Here is an 18655-nt window from a genome sequence, read left to right as displayed (position 1 = left end):
TCAGTTGAGCAGGCTGTAGAGCAACCCGGCTATCTGTCGCGCGAGATAGGGCGGCACAGCATTCCCGACCTGAACATATTGCTGGGTTCGATTGCCCAAGAACAGATAGTCGTCCGGGAACGTCTGAAGCCTTGCGGCCTCTCGCACCGTGAGGCTGCGGCACTGGTTCGGATCTGGGTGGATGAAGTAGTGGCCGTCCTTGGAAAGGTGACTGGTCACGGTAGTGGAGGGCTCACCTGCTAACTGGGCCCTGAACCGATCATTAAAGACACCACTGTGCCAGTTTCGATGGTTGGGGGCGAGAAGGGCGGGGAATTCGGCGGCCTTGGGGCTGTAACCGCGCGTAGCCCCAAAGACGGCCGCGAACAGGTAGCGACCTAGGTCGGCAGGCATGTGTCCCCGCGTCTCGTGCTGGGACACAGCCCGAAGTTCCTGCCGCTCGAGCCAGCGCAAGAGTCCATCGGTATAGCTGCCATAACCTTGAGGCAACTCTCGGGAACCCCTCCGAGTATCTCCGCCTCTTGAACGGACCTGCTGTTCTACTGACAGGAACGCCTCGCGAAGTTCGTATTCGCGCTCTGCGCCGCTGACATCTGCAAGGTCCTTGGCCATTCCGGCCACCTGATTGGCCCATGTTTCGGCTGAGTCAGTGGCGCTACTGATTCCGCTTCTGAGCGCTGGCAACATTCCGATCGCGCCCCTTACAGACCGACGGGTCGAGTCGATTTCGATCCGGGCGCTAGATATCTTGGCGGCCAGGTCGGACCGAATGCCGACGATGATCACGCGGTGCCGCCGCTGTGGCACACCAAACTCCTCCGAGCGCACGATGAAGTCCGCCGGCCTCGCTGCCTGCTTCAGAACGGCCGCGCCATCCTCCACCCTGATCGCACGCAACTCATACTGGTGCCCCCGCCATCTGCCCAAGGAAGAGAGATCTTCCATTAGCATTTCGAACACCAGGCGGCTTTCGACAGTGGACGAAAGCATGCCCTTGACATTCTCCATTACGAAGACCGCCGGCCTGAGCCTGTCCAGCGCCCGGATGTATTCACGAAAGAGATAATGACGCTCGTCTTCCTCCGGCACGTATCCCGTCTTGCCCCTTGAACGGGCGCGCCCCACGAGGGAGTAGGCTTGGCACGGAGGGCCACCTATCAGAACTGTGTCATCGTAGCTTCCCTGAATACGGGCGATCGCATCGTCGACCCTTGTGGTGGCAACGTCAGACCCCAGTTCCAAGGCCAAGGCCTCGTGGTCGGCGCGACGCCAGCTCTGTGCATCGAGAGCGGACCAGTCCGGCTCGGCGGTCAGACCCGCGTGAAAATCAAGGAATGCTGCCGGCAGGGTGCCATGTTTCGATTGATACTCGCGCAGGAAAGCGCGAAGCCTCAGGGTCCTCTGTGCCGACGCCTCCTTTTCCACGGATATGCCGATGTCGAACGGCCGGTGATCATCTCGCTCGAACGCCGCAAATCCTTCGCCAAGACCGCCGGGACCGGCAAACAGATCGACTACACCGAAGGTGGGCGGCAATTCGTGCTCCATGCAACGCAACTGCCGGTGTATACTAGGCTGAGAGATTATTACCAGGGCCCACGTGGTAGACATAGTCGATCGTCAGACCCGATCTAGGATGATGTCCGGGATTCGGGGTAAGGACACGAAGCCTGAACTGGTCCTTCGGAAAGCGTTGCATGCGCGGGGTTTCCGGTTCCGTATCCACTCCTCAAACATCCCCGGCCGACCTGACATGGCGTTTGCCAAGCACCATGCGGTTGTATTCGTGCATGGGTGCTTCTGGCATCGCCACGAAGGCTGCCGACTTGCCACCACGCCGGCGACTCGCCCTGATTTCTGGGCAGCCAAGTTTGCTGCGAACGTCGCTAGGGACGACCGGGTTCTCGACGATCTGATGACATCAGGTTGGAGAGTGGCCACGATCTGGGAATGTGCGCTGAAGAGGCCCGAAGACGTGGCTAATACGGCCGAGGTTGTTGGCCGCTGGCTGAGGGAGGGCCAATCACGACTTTCCGTTGGAAAGGCGTAGAGGGGGGGCCGTCTTGGCCGATCACAGGAACCGTCGGACCCGACAAGCTGAGGTTCCCCGGCAGTGACGGCTACGCGACTCTGGCCACGAAAAGAAGTGGAGTGAGACGTAGCGGAGTTCGTTTCGAGCTACCTGCGGGTCATAAGGCTCGTGCTCGCTTCGCTCGCCTGCGCGGCCTTCGGCCTTGCCGGTCGCCTTCGGCGCCCACCTTGTAGGGCAGGCCTGGTCGCTGGAGTGCCCGTTCAATCTTCCCATAGCTTACCACCACTGCAGCTCGGATGGGCCGCAGTTCTGGCATTCAGCTATGGCGCGGGCTACTAGCCATCCTCGCTTCGCGAGCAACAGCACCGCTCGACTCATGGTCGGAGCAGGACTTTTTGCGGGTCCCGAGACTAGGGCCGCCAGAACTCGTCCTGCGGCACCCAATTTGCGTAATTTAGCTGATCTAGCAGTGACTTGCCAATATACCCCACTGCCCCCCGTTCGTCATTTACGGCCTTGACAATGACGTCGCCGGACGGGACCAACCTGCGCCATACGGTATGTGCCCACTGGTCGAACTCGTGGCCTTGCCGGCGCCGCTCCTCGTCGCTGACTTCGTAGAACCGCACCAACCCATGCCAGTGCGGATTGGTGCTCAGCTTTTCGAGAGTGTAGACGCCAACAAAGCGCTGGTCATGGTTCTTGGCCCAGTTGGTCCCCACGACCTTCCGCTGCATGCGCCCATCCCATTCCTTAAGCTTGTCCTTGAGCGCTAGTGTCTGGTTATCGGCTAGACCAGTCACCGGCCGCGGGCTGCCTGCTTGATTGAACGCCAGGGTTACAAAGCGGTCCCACGGCTGCGGGGCAATCCACTCTCGCCACGCCTGAGCGCGCTGGACCGGGTCGAGATGCGATGGGGGAGAAAAATCGGAGGTGGGCATCGACACTCTAGAGCGGATTCGTCCCGTTATTGGCAAGGTGCGAAAGTGCTGACCGGGCGGTCGGAGAGGAGGCTACCGGCAGAGGGATTGGAGGCGCCGAGTTCGTCGCGCGACTTGAAGCCTCCTGCACCAAGGCTCATTGCAATTGCCAACCACCCGACCATGTTCAACATTCCTTGCCCAATCGCCCTTGGAGGGCTTGAGGCGCTGATAGACCCCCGTCAGGTAGAGATGCCTTTGTGCCGCCGCCAATGAAGGTGCCGACACCGCTTTCGGAATACCTATTTCATCAAGGTTCGCAGACCACGCCCTGCTTCGACTGGCCGGCTGAACCCTTGGGCGCGGATAGGTTTCATCGGTATTTCGGCCCTATCGATTACCCGGATGGGAAATTGCTGGGCGTAGTGCGCGTGTGGTGGGAATGAAATCGGCTGACGTTCTGGCAAAAAGGTCCTTCTGGGCGATTTCTGTCAACCTGTGTCAACTTGGCGTAATGCCATTCAATCTGTCCGCTTGAACGGGGTGACGCGCGAGGTTGACGTGACGAGTGAAAGTTCGAGCCAAGCTGTCGTTTTGGACCGCTGTGTTGAGGTCCGTGTAATGCCATTCATTCTTCCGGCTTGAATGAGTTGACACGCGAGGTTGGTGTCCACCCAGCCGAGATGCCACACCCCCAACCTGAGGCCCTTCCAGAGAGGAGGATAGAACGCCCGAGGCTGGTGGACACTGGCTCGATCCCCATCGTCTTCATCCACCATTTCTAGGACTTCGTCTTCCGTTCACGGAGTGAGCCATTCCTGGTCGACAGGGCGATGCGCACCTTCGGGCTAGCTTCCTCACGGTCGACTTCGACGCTGTCGATGGCATCGCAAAGCTCACCTAGCGATCTGCTCCCATAGAACCTGGGATCGAACGTTGGTGATGCTTCTCGCAACTCCTGCCCCAGCTTCGAGATGTCCACCCACAGTCGTGCAGCACCGAGGCGGATAAGGGCGTGAAGGACGCGATCCTCTGCAGCGCTGGGTGGGCGCTTCCAGACATCCGTTGCAGCGGCATCATCGGTCGACAGGATCAGCGAACTCAGTTCGTCGAAAGTGAGGAAGGTCGAGCAACTGACTCGCAGCGATGCAGCAGCGCTGGCGTGTCCGATGCCATGGACCGTCGCGCCCGAACGCCGGATGCGGTGGGCGAGCGCCGAGAAGTCGGAGTCGCTGCTGACGACTACGTAGTGGTCGGGACGCTCTGTATGAATGAGGTCCATCGCTCGCACTATCAGGGCGGTGTCGGCAGCGTTCTTTCCGTTGCTGGTGCGATAATGCTGGAACCCGATGACGCCGTGCTCCTTCATCTGGGCGGACCACCCGGCGGCATGAGTGCTTGCGAAGTTCGCGAACACCTCAATGGACGTCACACGCCCGAAGCTCGAGGCATAGTGCACCAACGCACCGGTAAGGCGCGGAGGCACGTTGTCTCCATCGACAAGGACGGCACAGCGTGCTGCTCGGGAGCCGCCGCAGAGCCGGCTCCTGAGTGTCCGGCTGAGGTAGTCGAGCCATTCCTTACCGGTCATGCTTCACCTCGTGCCAGCTGGCCGCAGGACCTAGCTGCGAGAAGAGCAGGCGAAGCTGCTGCGTGCGCTCGAGCGTGGGCATGGGGTCCGTGTCATTGGAGGCCATCCGGATCACCTCGAGCCAGAAAAGTTCGTTTCGCGACACCGTTACGGTAGTTCCGACCGTCCTCTCGCTCACTTGCCGAACACTCCGAAAATTGCGGTGCGGGCCCGCCGGGTCAACGGAGGGTCGCTCATATCGGAGGCCTCCCGGATCGCCATAACCCACGCCATCTCGTGCTCAGTCACTGCATTGCTGAGGATCGACACAATCGCCTGCGTCTCGGTGCTCCCTGCCATCTGCTCGAGGGCGAGGAGTAGAACGTAGGCGGGATCGGCATCCAGTGCCTTGGCGAGGGCCGACACCCGGTCGAGCGGGAGACGGTTGCTGCCGGCCTTGATCATCGCCAGCATGTTGACGTTGATGAAACCGGCCTGGGTGGCGATCTCGGCCTGCGTCTTGGTGGGACGAAGCTCGAGGATACGCTTGGCGAGATATGCAGTGAGGCGGGTGCCTGCGAAAGGCTTGGACAAGGCGTTTCTCCCATAAAAACAAGTGCTTAAAGCTCTCGCTTGCTTTATAGTGTTGAGATTGTTGGGAGCGCTTGAGTGCTTCCCTGTCCTCTCTCGAATATCGAGCTCCGCTCGAGGAAGTGTGCCTACAATTGAGCCTCGACGACACCCGTTCTGTTTCCTTGGAGTCTTTCGATCTCGGTCCAGCCGATGCTGTCGACGGTGCCGTGCGGGTCATCCTGCACCTGCTCGAAACCGACCCGACGATCGCCCCCGATCTGCTTGCTGGGTATGAGATTGTGCCGAAGCGCGGTGCTCGCGGAGCCCACTTGCACAAGGCTCGTGAGCGGCGAAGTGAACTCAACCAGATCAGGCTGCAGCGGGTGGACGAAGTGATCGAACGCGAGCGACAGCTCAACCCCACGATCGGCATCCGCGAGCTCGCTGCCGCCCTCAATGCGGCCGGCCTGACGACCTACAGGGGATACCCCTTCGGTTACATCAGGACTGAGGACCACCTCCGGAGGGCGCGAAAGGCGGCGGCAAACCAGGATGCTGGAAGCTAAACAAGTCGACAGCCGCCGGTGCGTCGATCAACAAGATCCGGACCGGCACCAAGCCCATGAACTAGTCCTGGCGCGACCACCTAACGAAAGGGACTTCCTAGCCAATGCACGCATTCCGGAGGCGAGCGATCAACATTACTCATTCGAACGGAGCGAAATCCGGCGCAGGACCAGTTTGCCGTCAATCTCCGTGCAAGGCCGCAACAACCTGCTGCACCCAATCGCCCTCATCCTTACCCATCGGATGGCGAGGGACGGCGTATCGGCCGATCTTCACATCCTCGAGCACTAGGTCGCCATAGACCACGGGAGCGGTGGATCCACTGGTTTGACGGAACATGATCGGATCGAGGAATGGAGCCGCCCAATCCATCCCCGTCGCGAATACGAGATGGCGGGGCTTGTAGGTGGCAAGCTCCACAGACAGCAACTTCCTGCATCCATCGAGTTGCGCCTCCGCAACCTTGCTCCCGGGGTTCCAGCCTGCGGCCGGGGCGACCTTGTAGAGGTTGGACCAAACCATTCGAGATACCCATTTCACCGTGGACGAAGGCTCGTCTACAAGCGCGCCCATCACGCGCTTGGAAGTGCGCCAGAAAGCCGACCGCTTGGTGTTGTAGCCATGCCGGGTTGTGCCCCAGTGATCGGTGACCCAGCGCATCGGGCAAACGTCGCCACCTGGTCCGGGTTGCCCGGCAGCGCGCAATGCGCTGGCGGCAAAGTCAGCCGCGGTCCCAGGATCTGCCAGCTCGAGAGGAGAGCGGCCTATACCCCTCCAGCCGTTGACGGCGCGTCCCACCCACATCAGGTCGCCAGAATAGCTGGCCCCTTCCATCGCCATGAAGCCCGTCAAAGGGTCGTGAGGAAGACGAGCGCTCGCCGTTACCAACGCACTCACGACTTCTTGGAAGGTCGCCTGCTGATCAGCTCGATCGAACTTGCTCATTTCGCCCTCCAGCACGCGCACTATGGAGTTCATTCTACCTCTATCTCCCAAGCATTCGAGCCGTCCGCTAATGAGCGCAGCACCAGTCCAACCACCGCCTTAGCTGCGGTGTCTCCCTGGTAGGCTGCAACCACGACATTGGCAACATTGAGCAACTCAGCGACATACTCCGGACCGAACTCGACGGGCACCTCCGTTATGCGCAGCCGAGATGTCGTGTGGCGCATCGACCTCTCGAACGTCATTGCGGCTTCGAGATCCGCTGTGACCGCCGGGATTGCCGTCAGAACTGGTCGGTCGACGAACTCACCCGCGGTAGTCATATAGCCGTGGTTACCCCATCCGCCCGAGACTCGGCCGTCGTCGTCAATTTCGGTGATAAAGATTTCCCGCTCTTCGCTGACCCAGTCTTCGTAGGTCAGGTCACTCAACCGGGCCAAAATGTCATCTGCTGCCGGCCGGTTCTCCAGAATGTCTTCGGTGCGCTCCCTCAATGCCCGCCGAACGTGCCTTTGATCGATCAGGCGGAACAGGTCTGCGTCGATATCGCGGTTTGAACCGCGCTCCTCGAGCCGGTCGAGCAAATCGATGATGACGACTTTGGCTATCCGTCTCTTGGGAGGCGTCATGGCAGATGTCCTTGCAAATTGGTGTTAGGGGACAGGAACCGCGCCACCCTTGCCAACCCAGACACACCAGTGCGACCCCCCCAATTGGGTGTTGCGGCGCTGCAACATCTGCAGTTTCTCGCCGCCAGCTGTCAATTTCCAGAGCCCTCAAGTGAATATAGGGGGCATGGAGGATTACGTGGCCAAATTTACTCGTTCATTTGACGTCAATGCCCTCGCAGCCTGGGACAGCAACAACCCCGGCAACGCGGTGCGCGAATTGTTCAACGTGTGGTGCCTGCCTGGCTTCCGAAGCACCGAAAGCGCGAACCTGCGCGTCGGAGTGCGGGCGAAGTATCTGAACTTCTACGTGAAGGGCCAATCGGTCGCGAAGCTCTCCATGGTGGCCGGTGAGCCCAAGGTTCTGGTCCACCAGGCCTATGTCAGCGGCAAAGTGCGTGACCGATCAGCCGAGCGCGTTCGCAATACGCAGTCCTATGAGACGTTCGGAGCGCAAGATCTCGCGTCGCCCCGTCTTGCGGCAAAGGTCAAGCAGTGGGTGACGACGGCCGAGACCTATGCGTCTGCCGAAAAGCGGTTCGTGGACGATCTCATCGGCGCGAACCCCGGCGTCATCGACGTGGAAATGGCGCTCCCGGCGAACGCTGTGCCCGAAGGTATCGCGGTAGCCCCGCGCATGGACCTGGTGGTGGCTCAGGTCGACACGAACCTGTCCATCGCCTTCTGGGAGGCAAAGTGCTCCAACAACCCCGAGCTCCGCGCCGAAAACAAGGAGCCCAAGGTCTTCGATCAAGTCCAGAAGTATCTCGACTGGGTATCGGCTGCCGATCGCATCGCCGAGGTGCAAGCGGCCTATCGGGAGACGGCAAAGGTCTTCCTTGCCCTGCATAGGCATTTTCGCGGCAGCGACTGCACAGATGATTGCGGAACATACTGGAACGCGCTCTCCGAACGCGAGGCAGCACCGATCATCGGCCGGCCGGGCGTCGTCATCGCGGGCTCTTGGCCTGAAGGCGCCATCGAGCAGGTCGCCAGTGACCGCATGCAGCAGGCGGCGCGGAGCTTCGTCAATCGCGGACACAGCGCCGCTCTCGAGGAGCGGGGCGTAACCGTTCATATCGTTGGGCGCAACTTTGAGCCGGCGGTTCTACCGCTCCTCACTGGAAGGGTGGTGAACGGTTGACGCTCACGCTAACCGTGCATCGCGGGACCCGCTGTATAGGCGGGTCCTGTATCGAGATCCGCGACGGCGACGATCGGCTGATCCTCGATGTGGGCCGGCCGCTTGACGCCCCGCGCGATGCCAAGGGACTACTGCCTGCCACACTGGATACGACGCTGCCGGCGACGGTGCTCTTCAGCCATTCACACATGGATCACTGGGGTCTCGTCGAAGAGCTACCACCAGCTTGGCCGCTCTGGGCCGGCGAGAAATCAGCCGAGCTCATCCACCTGTCTACGGAGTTGTTCGGCGGCCGGCTCGACCGTGACATTCACACCTGGACCAGCCGAAGTGGGGCGATCGACATAAGCGGCTTCTCCGTAATACCGATTCTTACCGATCATTCGGCATTCGACGCCTACATGCTGCTCATAGAGAAGGAGGGGCGACGCATTCTCTATGGTGGTGACTTCCGCACCCATGGCCGCAAGTCCAGTCTGGTCGAGGGGATGATCACATCGCCTCCCGCTGCGATCGACGTGCTAATCCTAGAAGGCACTAATCTCAGAACCGACAAGCCAGTCATCAACGAAGCCGAAGTCGAGGACGCTTTTGTTGATCTAGGTCGCGAGACGCGCGGCCACGTTTTCGTGCAGTGGTCAGCGCAGAACATCGACCGCACAGTGACACTCTATCGCGCAGCAAAGCGCACAGGACGCAAACTCGTCATCGACCTCTACGGGGCCGACGTCCTCCGCCGCATCGCGAGCGGCACGCGACTACCTCTGCCGGGCAAAAGCTTTCCAGAGTTGAAGGTTGTGATCACTCCGGGCGGAAGGCGTTTGTATACACGCCAGGGTCGCGACGCCTTCGTCGCGGAAATGGCGACCAGTCCGTTCGCGACCTCGAGGAAACGGTTGGTTGGGGACAAGGCCTTCATCATGACCCGCGACTCGATGCTCGATGACTTCGAAAAAGCCGGCTTGGGCTTCACCGCCGAGGACGCATACGCGTTCTCAAACTGGAGCGGCTATCTCGACGTCGATGATCCCAAATCCGGGTGGGCGCGGGCACAGGCTGCTGGTTCAAAGACTGTGAAGGTGCACACCTCTGGACACGCGAGTCCGGCCGACTTGCTGCGTTTTGCGGAAGCGATGAAACCCGCTGCCCTCGTGCCAGTGCACGGCATAGCCTGGGACGATCCGGGAATGGCCTTTCCTGCAGTTCGACGGCTGAGCGACGGCGAGACATGGAAGCTACCGTGATGGGGGCGAGGCATCAAAGCTATGAATAGCGATTACGATCACGACAAGCTGGCGCGGCTGGCAGGCCTTCTGCCCCAACTCCAAGTAGAAGGTCTCGGATACTGGACGGAGATGCGCAAGGATGATGATGGTGCGATCCTCATGCCTGAATATGCCATGTCCGCATCCGCGCTGGAGTTCCTCGACACATGCTATGCCGATGGCTGGATCCGAGGGGACATCAACTGGGTCGAATGGAAAGGGACCGCCGAAGCGCTGACTCTGCGAAACGACCCGGCTGAGCTTGACACCGCGTCGGCTGACCAGCTGGCAAAACTGCTCACCGCCATCGTGCGACAGGACAGGTTCGTCGAGGGCGAATTGGCCAGTGCCTTCGATAGTGGTCTGATTGGCCGGATCCTTTCGCGCGCCGCGAAGCTAGCCGAGGTGTAGGGCACCGGCAGCGCCTCGACCTAGTCCCTCACCGCCGCCGCCAGACGCGCCCGGACTTCTCGGTCCGGGCGTTATGCTATCAGTGATCGCAAAGTGTCCCGAGGACCGGGTTAGCGCGAGGATTGGTGTGGCAGGCGCGGGAGCGCGCCCCCTGTGAAAGTTGAGCTGACCACCGCGCCGCCCCATGTTGCCCCAATAACCCAAGGCGCCCTGTGGGAACTGCTCAAAGCGTGCCGGCCAGTATTGAGTTCTTCGCAAGTCGCACGACTGAGGATGGTCAGAAAGAGGCTACCGGATTGCCTGCACCAGTAGGAACACGCCGCCGCCGATCACGATCAGACCGACCAGGGTCTGCAGGAACTGCTTCGTTGAATGCCATATGTCTCGGTGATCCGGCCGATCGCCACCCAGCCGACGCACCGCCCACTCCACCCAAGCGCCGACGAGCAGCAACCCCAAGGCCACCAGCGCGAGGCAGAAAAGTGCCAAAAGTCCCCACATCAGCCACGGCGGCATTCCGCCGGTGCCAAATGCCGCGTCCCGACCCTCAAGTTGCCACACTGTCTCAGTCCCTCAATCGCCCCCACTAGGCTCCACTTGAGCATAGAGAGCAATGAGTGAGAAGTGTCACTCGGACGCGCCAGCCGCACCGAAACGGTGTTCCGGTCTGCTGTTCCGGTTTGTGGCTATGTAATTGAATTTACTCAACAAATGGGGTTGGCTGGGGAGCCTGGATTCGAAGCGCACCTGACCCCAGTTCTTCACACTTCATAGGTCGGGAGCTTGGCAATGGCGGCTGCCTTCGCTTTGAGCGAGACTTCTCCATAATTGTCCGCAGCTGTCCTGCCCGCATGGCCTTGGATTGCCTCGACGACTCTGGGATCCAGGCCGAGATCGCGGGACGTAGTCTTGAAGCGATGGCGCCAAGCGTGGCTGGGCTGCACGCCCTCCGGCGTTAGTTTCGCTTCCTTAAGCCAAGTGGACAATCGCCCGGACGACACCTGGGCGGGTCGCTTCTTCAGGTCCGCGTCGGCGGCGTAGAAGAGAGGCTCCGCAGCGGCTTGTGCAACGAACCGCAGGAAGCCTTCCTCGATGAGCTGTGGGTGCAATGGCACATCCCGATAGACCCTAGTCTTGACAGAACCCGCGTCCGGGGTGATCCGCACGAAGTGTATCTCGCCTTCCTGGAGGACGTCGGACTTTCTCAGCTGCATAATTTCACCGATCCGCGCGCCCGTGAAAGCGCAAAGCCATGGGCCCCAGCGCTTGGCCGACGAGATGTGCTTCGACTCCATCGTCTGCGGGTTCTCACGGTCGGCTGGTGTGTAGTGACGGGCGGCCTTCAGCACAGCAATCGCTTCCGAGTCTGTGTAGCCCTTAGGTCGAACGACTGCGCGAGGCGCTGACCGGACCTTCACTTTCGCCGCAGGGTTGTCGTCGAGCTTGTGATCCTCGACCGCACGCCCAAGGGTGGCCTTGACCGCCGCCATCCAGACGTCCTTGACCGTCTTGCTGGCCAGCGTTTCCAGCTTCTTGTCGCGCCATGCGGTCAGCTCCATGCCCGTCAGTCTGCGTGCGTCGTCCGCTAGACGGCGTGCACTCCCCTTGAGGCCGCGATGCGCAGCCAAGAACTCGACCAAATCGTCGAAGATTCTCGGCCAAGCCTTTCGCCCTGCGCTTCCACGACCTTCACGCTCGAGTGCCCTCAGATGGTCCTCGAGGAGCCCGCGAAGAGACACATGCTCCTTTGGTTCAAAGGTCGGGTCCACCTCTGCGCGGGGCACCAAGTGCGGGGGGTGGCTTTGCGTTGCCGGGTCCGCGCCTTCGTCTCGCTCAACGCTACGTTCCAACGCCTCGAGCTCGGCGCCGGCAACAACCTGTGCAATCTCCCTCCATTCCGCTGATCCGGGAGTGGCGACTACGTTACCACGACGCCTGTAGCGGTCGAGGACGTCTCCAATCACGCGATCGACCTCCGCGTTCGAGAGCCGGCCTGCAAGGGTAAGCCTCAGGTCACGCACGTAGACGTCGTCGATGCCGATGGAGGCCCATGTGGGACCGGCCTGGCGATAGGCGAGGTCAAGCGCAAGACGCTCCTGGTAGTGCAATGTCGCTAGTTCGGCCGGTGGGAGAGGCGCCGACTTCGCGACTCGCTCTGCGTTCAGTTGCTCTTCGCCGGCTGCCAACACAGCCCGCGCATGATCGAACTTCGCGTTAATTCTAACGAGCGCCACGGGCAACTGCTCGAGTGCCTTGCGCCTATCGGCGCCCAAGGGTTCTTGCAACTCGCGCTTGCCTAGAATTTTTCGGAGCTCGACTGGCACTACTCGGCGGGCGTAGTAGCGGCCATCGACGTAAAGGAGATAACGGATCTTACCGGCCAATTGTAGGGTCGTTTTGTAGGGGCAATGTAGGGGTAAGAATGGGGTAGACCCCTGAAAAATCAAGAGTCTTAACGATATCAACGGGGTAGGGTGGTGCTGCAAGAGAGGATTGAACTCTCGACCTCTCCCTTACCAAGGGAGTGCTCTACCACTGAGCTACTGCAGCGAACGCATGGGCCTGGGACGAGGCCCCGGCGGCGTGGGGCGGTTACTGCCACAGGGCTTTGGCTGGTGCAAGCGCAAAAAGCTTGCAAACGGGATACAGCCCAGCGAGTGGCTTTGCTGCTAGGGTGGCGGCCGAAATAGACGGGTAGCAAGGCAAGGCTGAGAGTGGCGGAAGACGCGGCGAAGCGGGAGCAGAGACTGGCCGCGAAGCTTCGGGAGAATCTGAAGCGGCGGAAGGAACAGGCGCGGGCCCGGGCGGCGGGCACCCCTGCCGCACCACCCGATGCTGAAGCAGGCGACACGGCCGACGCGGCTGCGTTGAAGCCTGCCGGTGACTCGGATAGCTAGAGATCAATTACCTCAGATGTCGCAGCGTTCATCGAAACGCCGAAACGCATGAGGACATGGAGCAGAACGCTCCGCAGTCGGGAAGACAACATGGATCGCATTCGTCTGGTGGGTGGCAACGAGCTGAGGGGCGAAATCCCCATCTCGGGCGCCAAGAACGCGGCGCTGCCGCTGATGATCGCCTCGCTGCTGACCAGGGACCCGCTGATCCTCGAGAACGTGCCGCGGCTGGCGGACGTCAAGCAGCTCGAAAAGATCCTTGAGAATCACGGCGTCGATATCGCCGTGCATGGCCGCAAGGCGCCGACGCTGGAGGGCCAGCGGATGACGCTGCAGGCCGCCGAGATCGTCGACACCACGGCGCCGTATGAACTGGTCTCGACGATGCGCGCGAGCTTCTGGGTGATCGGGCCGCTGCTGGCGCGGGCGCATGAGGCGCGGGTGTCGCTGCCGGGCGGCTGCGCCATCGGCACGCGGCCGGTGGACCTGTTCCTCGCGGGGCTGAAGGAACTCGGCGCCGAGATCGAGATCGACGAAGGCTATGTGGTGGCGCGTGCCCCCAGGGGCGGCTTGCGCGGGGCGCGCGTGGTGTTCCCCAAGGTGACGGTGGGCGCGACGCACGTGCTGCTGATGGCGGCGACGCTGGCCAAGGGCACCACGGTGCTCGAGAACGCCGCGATGGAGCCCGAGATCAGCGATGTCGCCGAGTGCCTGGTGAAGATGGGCGCCAAGATTTCCGGCATCGGCACGCGCACGCTGACCATCGAAGGCGTCGACGAACTGCATGGGGCGACCCATGCGGTGGTGGCGGACCGGATCGAGACCGGCACCTACGCCATGGCGGCGGCGATGACCGGCGGCGATGTGCTGCTGAAGCACGCGCGAGCCGAGCATCTGCAGGCGGCGCTCGATACGCTGGGTCAGGCGGGGGTCGAGATCAGCTCGGAGGCCGGCGGCATCCGGGTTCGCCGCAACGGCAACGGTATCCAGGCGGTGCATGCCGAGACGCAGCCGTTCCCGGGCTTTCCGACGGACCTGCAGGCGCAGTTCATGGCGCTGATGACCATGGCCAACGGCACCTCGCAGATCCGCGAAACCATCTTCGAGAACCGCTACATGCATGTGGCCGAGCTCGCCCGCTTCGGCGCCGACATCAAGGTCGATGGCCAGGTGGCGACGGTGACCGGGGTGCCGCAGCTCAAAGGCGCACAGGTGATGGCGACCGACCTTCGCGCCTCGGTGTCGCTGGTGATCGCCGGGCTGGCGGCGCGCGGCGAGACGGTGGTCAACCGGATTTACCACCTCGACCGCGGGTTCGAACGGCTCGAGGACAAGCTGAGCGCCGTGGGGGCGGAGATCGAGCGGGTTACGGGGTGACGTAGCGACCCCTGTGCCGAAGGTATACCGGGGCGGGTTGGCGCAATATGCGATCGCCCCCTGCCCTCCCGGGAAGCGCCAGTTCGTGTGACCGCCCCCCCTCCACCAGCTTCGCTGGTCCCCTCGCGGTGTGCGCCATGGCGCTCATCCGTGACCCCGCCCCGCGGGGGAGGATCACGGCACCGTCGGTGGCTTGCCATAAGCGATTGCCCGCTCGGCGCTTAGCTTGTAGATCGTCTGTCGGGCCCCCACTTGCTGGTCAATTCCACCGTTTTCGGACCCTCGACATATGACCGATCTCAAGCTTCTGGCGCTTGACAGCGAAGACCTCGACGTGATTTCGGCGACCACGCAGGATGCCATCGTGCGCGTCGGCGACATGGGTTACGCCAAGGCCGACCAGCGCTTCGCGCTGCTGATGAACCGCTACGCCTGGGAAGACGGGAGCAGCGCCAAGACCGGGGTGCGCAAGCGCGCCGCGCTGCATTTCGACCGGGTGACCGGGGTGAAGGTGGCGGGGATCGACACCAATGCGGTCGAAGGCGCACTGGAGCTGCTGACCATCCGCTTCACCGAGAGCGAGGCGCCGAGCGGCTGGGTGGATCTCGCCTTTGCCGGCGGCGGCACGGTGCGGCTCGAGGTGGAAGTGCTGGAGGCCCGCCTGCAGGACCTGGGCGCCGCCTGGGCGGCCAAGATCAAGCCCGAGCACGCCGCGTAATGCCATCTATTCTCGACAGCCGCGATGCGGGCTTTGCCGCAGCGTTCGAAACGCTGCTGAATTCGAAGCGCGAAGCCTCGGAGGAAGTGGGCAACGCGGTGGCCGCCATCCTCGCCGACGTGAAGGCGCGCGGCGATGCCGCGGTGATCGACTATACCGAACGCTTCGACAAGCCGGCGCAGGCCGCGTGGGCGCTGCAGGTGTCGGACGAGGAAATCGCCGCCGCCAGCGCGCGCACCCCGGCCGACGTGCTGTCGGCGCTGACCGTGGCGCATGAGCGCATCAAAGCGCACCACGAAAAGCAGAAGCCGCTCGACCACGTCTACCAGGATCACCTCGGGGTGACGCTGGGGACGATCTGGACACCGGTGGAAGCAGTGGGCATCTACGTGCCGGGCGGCACCGCGGCCTACCCGTCGTCGGTGCTGATGAACGCCGTGCCGGCCAAGGTGGCGGGCGCCAGCCGCATCGCCATGGTGGTGCCGATGCCGGGCGGCGAAGCCAATGACGCGGTGCTCGCCGCGGCGAAGATCGCCGGGGTCACCGAGATTTATCGGATCGGCGGAGCGCAGGCGATCGGCGCGCTGGCCTATGGCACCGAGACGATCGCACCGGTCAGCAAAATCGTCGGGCCGGGCAATGCCTATGTGGCGGCGGCCAAGCGCCAGGTGTTCGGCACGGTCGGCATCGACATGATTGCCGGGCCGTCAGAAGTGCTGGTCATCGCCGATGCCTCGGCCAACCCGGCCTGGGTGGCGGCCGATATGCTGGCGCAGGCCGAGCATGGCGGTGGGGCGCAATCGATCCTCATCACCACCGATCACCGGCTCGCCGACGTGGTGGAAGACGAGGTGTGGCGGCAGATCGAGCTCTTGCCGCGGGCCGAGATCACCCGCGCCGGCTGGGAAGAGTTCGGCGCCATCATCACCGTCGCCTCGATGGCCGAAGCGGTGGAGCTCGCCAACCGCATCGCCTCGGAGCATGTGGAGCTGGCGATCGACGACCCGCAGGCGCTGCTCCCCAAAATCCGCAATGCTGGTGCGATCTTTCTCGGGCATCACACGCCCGAAGCGATCGGCGATTATGTCGGCGGCTCGAACCACGTGCTGCCGACGGCCCGCTCGGCGCGCTATGCGTCCGGCCTGGGGGTGCTCGATTTCATGAAACGGACCTCGGTACTGGGGTGCGACCCGGCTTCGCTGGCGGAACTGGCGCCGGCGGCGCGGACCCTCGCGACCACCGAGGGGCTCGGGGCGCATGAGCGCTCGATCGCCATCAGGCTCAATCGCTAGATGGCGCTGACGCCGCGACAGTTCGATCCCGAAAGCGATCGTATCGTCGCGGTAACGCTCGACCCCAACACCATCACCTCGGTCGACCCCGACGAGGTGCATGAGTGGCGGATCGCCATTTACGACCTGGTCGAAGAGAACGTCTTCGCCCCGGCGCGGGTGAAGGCGATCGGGCCTTATGCGCTGCACGTCTCAATCATCGGCAATTACATCGTGCTCGATGTGCGCAACCCGGACACCTATGAGCCGATCGCCGCGCATTATCTGTCGCTCACCCCGTTCCGACGGCTGATCCGCGATTATTTCCGAATCCGCGAGAGCTATTACGACGCCATCAAGACCGGCTCGACCTACCAGATCGAGACCGTCGACATGGCGCGGCGCGGGCTGCACAACGAGGCCGCCGAGCTGCTGCGCACCCGGCTCGACAACAAGCTGGAGATGGACCTCAACACGGCAAGGCGCCTGTTCACACTGATCTGCGCGGTGCAGCCCTTCGCCAGCCGGATCGACGAGCGCGAGTCGACGCTGCCGACCGTGCTGTTCGTCTGCTCGATGAACTCGGTGCGCTCGCCGATCGCCGCCGCTCTCGCCCGGCGGTTCTTTCCCGGCCGGCTGATCGTCCGCTCGGCGGGAGTGCGCTCGGGCAAGGCCGACGGGTTCGTGCACGAGGTGATGGAAGAGATCGGCATCGACATGAGCGTCCACACGCCGCACACCATGGACGAGCTGGTGGCCAACCACTTTGATCTCGTGATCACGCTGTCGAACGATGCGCCCGAGGCGGTGGAGCGGCGTGGGCTCGAGATGGGGGCACTCGAACACTGGCCGATGCCCGACCCCACCGAGACCGAAGGCAACCGCGAAGCGGTGCTCAGCGCCTATCGCACGCTGCGCGACACGCTGCAGCAGCGGGTGCGCGAGCGGCTGGAAAAGCTGGTGGCGGCGCCGACGAAGGCGGGGTGACTCCAGATTGACTGATAGAGACGCCCCCCTCCCATCCTCCCCCACAAGGGGGGAGGTGCCACATCGAGTGCCTGGCGCCGTCGCGCCCCAAACTCGACTCTTCACCTCCCCCTTCATGGGGGAGGCCGGGAGGGGGCCGTCTGCCTGCAGTCGAGGCTCCACTTCTCAAATCCTGCCCCACTCCCCATATCTTGACAGCATCCCCCACCAGGGGTGGTTCACAAACCGGGCGACATCCAGTATAGGTGGCGCCCAATTCAAGCCCCCGACATTGCCAGTAACGTGTTTCGCGGGGCCGTCTCAGGAGAGAGAATGGCTAAGGAAGAAGTGCTCGAATTTCCGGGCGTGATCACGGAACTGCTGCCGAATGCGACTTTTCGCGTGAAGCTGGAGAACGAGCACGAGATCATCGCCCATACGGCGGGCCGGCTGCGCAAGAACCGCATCCGTGTCTTGGCAGGCGACAAGGTGCTGGTCGAAATGACCCCCTACGACCTGACCAAAGGCCGGATCAACTACCGCTTCCGGTAACGCGCGGGGGCGCGGCGGGAAGGCCCGTCGCGCGCCGATGGCAACAGTGTGGCGACGCAGTCGTCGCCCATGCTGCAGGTCGTATGCGCAGAAAACCGCGGGCCGGATCACCTACCGCTTCAAACAGGGCACCGAATGGCCAGCCGTCCCGAGCTCATCCTCGCGTCCGCATCGCCGCGGCGCCTCGCGCTGCTCAACCAGATCGGCATCGAGCCCGAGCATCTGGTGCCCGCGCATATCGACGAGACGCCCGAGAAGGGCGAACTGCCGCGCAAGCTCGCGCAGCGCCTCGCCGACCAGAAGGCGATCACCGCGCAGCACAAGGCCAAGAGCACCGGCATTGCGGGTAACGCGCTGGTGCTGGCGGCCGATACGGTGGTGGCCGTCGGCCGACGGATCCTTCCCAAGGCCGAGACGATGGAAGAAGCGTCGGAGTGCCTGCGCGTGCTGTCGGGCCGCTCGCACCGGGTGTTCACCGCCGTCACCATGCTGACCCCGTCGGGCCAGATGCGCAAACGCCTGGTCGAAACCCGCATCCGCTTCAAGCGGCTTTCCGCCCGCGAAATCGAAAGCTACCTCGCCAGCGCCGAATGGCGCGACAAGGCCGGCGGCTACGCCATCCAGGGCATTGCCGGGGCGTTCGTGCTGAAGCTGCAGGGGTCATACTCGGCGGTGGTCGGGTTGCCGCTCAACGAGACGGTCGGGCTGCTGGCCGGCGAAGGCTATCCGGTGCATTTCAACTGGCTGAACCAGTCGAACCTGACGGCAGTCTGAGATGA

The 18655-nt window shown here is 62.7% G+C and carries 19 protein-coding genes and 1 tRNA gene; 11 read left to right on the top strand and 9 right to left on the bottom strand.

What is annotated here, in order from left to right; genetic code table 11:
- Positions 1-1548: a DNA cytosine methyltransferase gene (locus APS40_RS16510; RefSeq protein WP_197279343.1), complete on the bottom strand. Its 1548-nt coding sequence runs from the start codon at positions 1546-1548 to the stop codon at positions 1-3.
- Between the two features lie 88 nt (positions 1549-1636).
- Here APS40_RS16510 and APS40_RS24555 point away from each other — a divergent pair, with 88 nt between their 5' ends.
- Positions 1637-2050: a very short patch repair endonuclease gene (locus APS40_RS24555; protein ID WP_335338164.1), complete on the top strand. Its 414-nt coding sequence runs from the start codon at positions 1637-1639 to the stop codon at positions 2048-2050.
- A gap of 392 nt (positions 2051-2442) precedes the next feature.
- On the opposite strand, the gene APS40_RS24960 is transcribed toward APS40_RS24555, so the two are convergent.
- The 3 genes from APS40_RS24960 to APS40_RS16490 form a co-directional block, all read right to left on the bottom strand.
- The gene (locus APS40_RS24960; RefSeq protein WP_156342966.1) at positions 2443-2973 is read right to left on the bottom strand and encodes a hypothetical protein; all 531 of its coding nucleotides are present in this window, start codon (positions 2971-2973) and stop codon (positions 2443-2445) included.
- Positions 2974-3733: 760 nt separating this feature from the next.
- Positions 3734-4543 carry an NYN domain-containing protein gene (locus tag APS40_RS16500; RefSeq protein WP_082434466.1) on the bottom strand — a complete coding sequence of 270 codons (810 nt, stop codon included), beginning with the start codon at positions 4541-4543 and terminating at the stop codon, positions 3734-3736.
- A 174-nt stretch (positions 4544-4717) separates the two neighbouring features.
- On the bottom strand, positions 4718-5116 hold the full coding sequence (locus tag APS40_RS16490) for a helix-turn-helix domain-containing protein (RefSeq protein ID WP_055048090.1): 399 nt from the start codon (positions 5114-5116) through the stop codon (positions 4718-4720).
- A 131-nt stretch (positions 5117-5247) separates the two neighbouring features.
- On the opposite strand from APS40_RS16490, the gene APS40_RS16485 reads away from it, so the two are divergent.
- Positions 5248-5661, top strand: a complete 414-nt coding sequence (locus APS40_RS16485; protein ID WP_055048089.1) for a hypothetical protein — start codon at positions 5248-5250, stop codon at positions 5659-5661.
- 181 nt (positions 5662-5842) lie between these two features.
- On the opposite strand, the gene APS40_RS16480 is transcribed toward APS40_RS16485, so the two are convergent.
- Positions 5843-6607: a hypothetical protein gene (locus APS40_RS16480; RefSeq protein WP_156342965.1), complete on the bottom strand. Its 765-nt coding sequence runs from the start codon at positions 6605-6607 to the stop codon at positions 5843-5845.
- Between the two features lie 29 nt (positions 6608-6636).
- A complete protein-coding gene (locus APS40_RS16475) occupies positions 6637-7236 on the bottom strand; it encodes a hypothetical protein (RefSeq protein ID WP_055048087.1) in 600 nt (199 codons plus the stop codon).
- A gap of 178 nt (positions 7237-7414) precedes the next feature.
- Between APS40_RS16475 and APS40_RS16470 the strand changes: the two genes are divergently transcribed.
- From APS40_RS16470 to APS40_RS16460, 3 genes are read left to right on the top strand one after another with little or no spacing between them, the layout of a single operon-like run.
- Positions 7415-8419, top strand: coding sequence for a hypothetical protein (locus tag APS40_RS16470; protein ID WP_156342964.1), 1005 nt, complete (start codon positions 7415-7417; stop codon positions 8417-8419).
- Positions 8416-9663, top strand: a complete 1248-nt coding sequence (locus APS40_RS16465) for an MBL fold metallo-hydrolase (protein ID WP_055048085.1) — start codon at positions 8416-8418, stop codon at positions 9661-9663. Before APS40_RS16470 ends, APS40_RS16465 begins: the two co-directional genes overlap by 4 nt.
- Before the next feature lie 21 nt (positions 9664-9684).
- The gene (locus APS40_RS16460) at positions 9685-10095 is read left to right on the top strand and encodes a DUF6508 domain-containing protein (protein ID WP_055048084.1); all 411 of its coding nucleotides are present in this window, start codon (positions 9685-9687) and stop codon (positions 10093-10095) included.
- Between the two features lie 288 nt (positions 10096-10383).
- Here APS40_RS16460 and APS40_RS16455 read toward each other — a convergent pair whose 3' ends face one another.
- The 3 genes from APS40_RS16455 to APS40_RS16445 form a co-directional block, all read right to left on the bottom strand.
- A complete protein-coding gene (locus tag APS40_RS16455; protein WP_156342963.1) occupies positions 10384-10656 on the bottom strand; it encodes a hypothetical protein in 273 nt (90 codons plus the stop codon).
- A gap of 200 nt (positions 10657-10856) precedes the next feature.
- On the bottom strand, positions 10857-12479 hold the full coding sequence (locus APS40_RS16450; RefSeq protein WP_156342962.1) for a DUF6538 domain-containing protein: 1623 nt from the start codon (positions 12477-12479) through the stop codon (positions 10857-10859).
- Positions 12480-12570: 91 nt separating this feature from the next.
- Positions 12571-12645: transfer RNA gene (locus APS40_RS16445), tRNA-Thr, on the bottom strand.
- A 437-nt stretch (positions 12646-13082) separates the two neighbouring features.
- Here APS40_RS16445 and murA point away from each other — a divergent pair.
- The 6 genes from murA (at position 13083) to APS40_RS16415 (ending at position 18650) form a co-directional block, all read left to right on the top strand.
- Complete coding sequence (gene murA, locus APS40_RS16440) at positions 13083-14369, top strand: UDP-N-acetylglucosamine 1-carboxyvinyltransferase (RefSeq protein ID WP_055048081.1); 1287 nt, start codon at positions 13083-13085, stop codon at positions 14367-14369.
- Positions 14370-14658: 289 nt separating this feature from the next.
- Positions 14659-15087, top strand: a complete 429-nt coding sequence (locus APS40_RS16435; RefSeq protein ID WP_055048080.1) for a DUF2948 family protein — start codon at positions 14659-14661, stop codon at positions 15085-15087.
- Entirely contained in the window at positions 15087-16379 is a 1293-nt protein-coding gene (hisD, locus tag APS40_RS16430; RefSeq protein ID WP_055048079.1) for a histidinol dehydrogenase, read from the top strand. The genes APS40_RS16435 and hisD overlap by 1 nt, the downstream gene beginning before the upstream one ends.
- On the top strand, positions 16380-17345 hold the full coding sequence (locus tag APS40_RS25630; RefSeq protein WP_082434464.1) for a UPF0262 family protein: 966 nt from the start codon (positions 16380-16382) through the stop codon (positions 17343-17345).
- A gap of 312 nt (positions 17346-17657) precedes the next feature.
- Entirely contained in the window at positions 17658-17876 is a 219-nt protein-coding gene (infA, locus tag APS40_RS16420) for a translation initiation factor IF-1 (RefSeq protein WP_055048078.1), read from the top strand.
- A 135-nt stretch (positions 17877-18011) separates the two neighbouring features.
- Positions 18012-18650 carry a Maf-like protein gene (locus tag APS40_RS16415; protein WP_055048077.1) on the top strand — a complete coding sequence of 213 codons (639 nt, stop codon included), beginning with the start codon at positions 18012-18014 and terminating at the stop codon, positions 18648-18650.
- Positions 18651-18655 lie beyond the last annotated feature (5 nt).

Origin of the sequence: Devosia sp. A16, assembly GCF_001402915.1 — a bacterium.
Taxonomy (GTDB): Bacteria; Pseudomonadota; Alphaproteobacteria; order Rhizobiales; family Devosiaceae; genus Devosia_A.
This window is presented reverse-complemented; position numbering and strand designations above follow the sequence as displayed.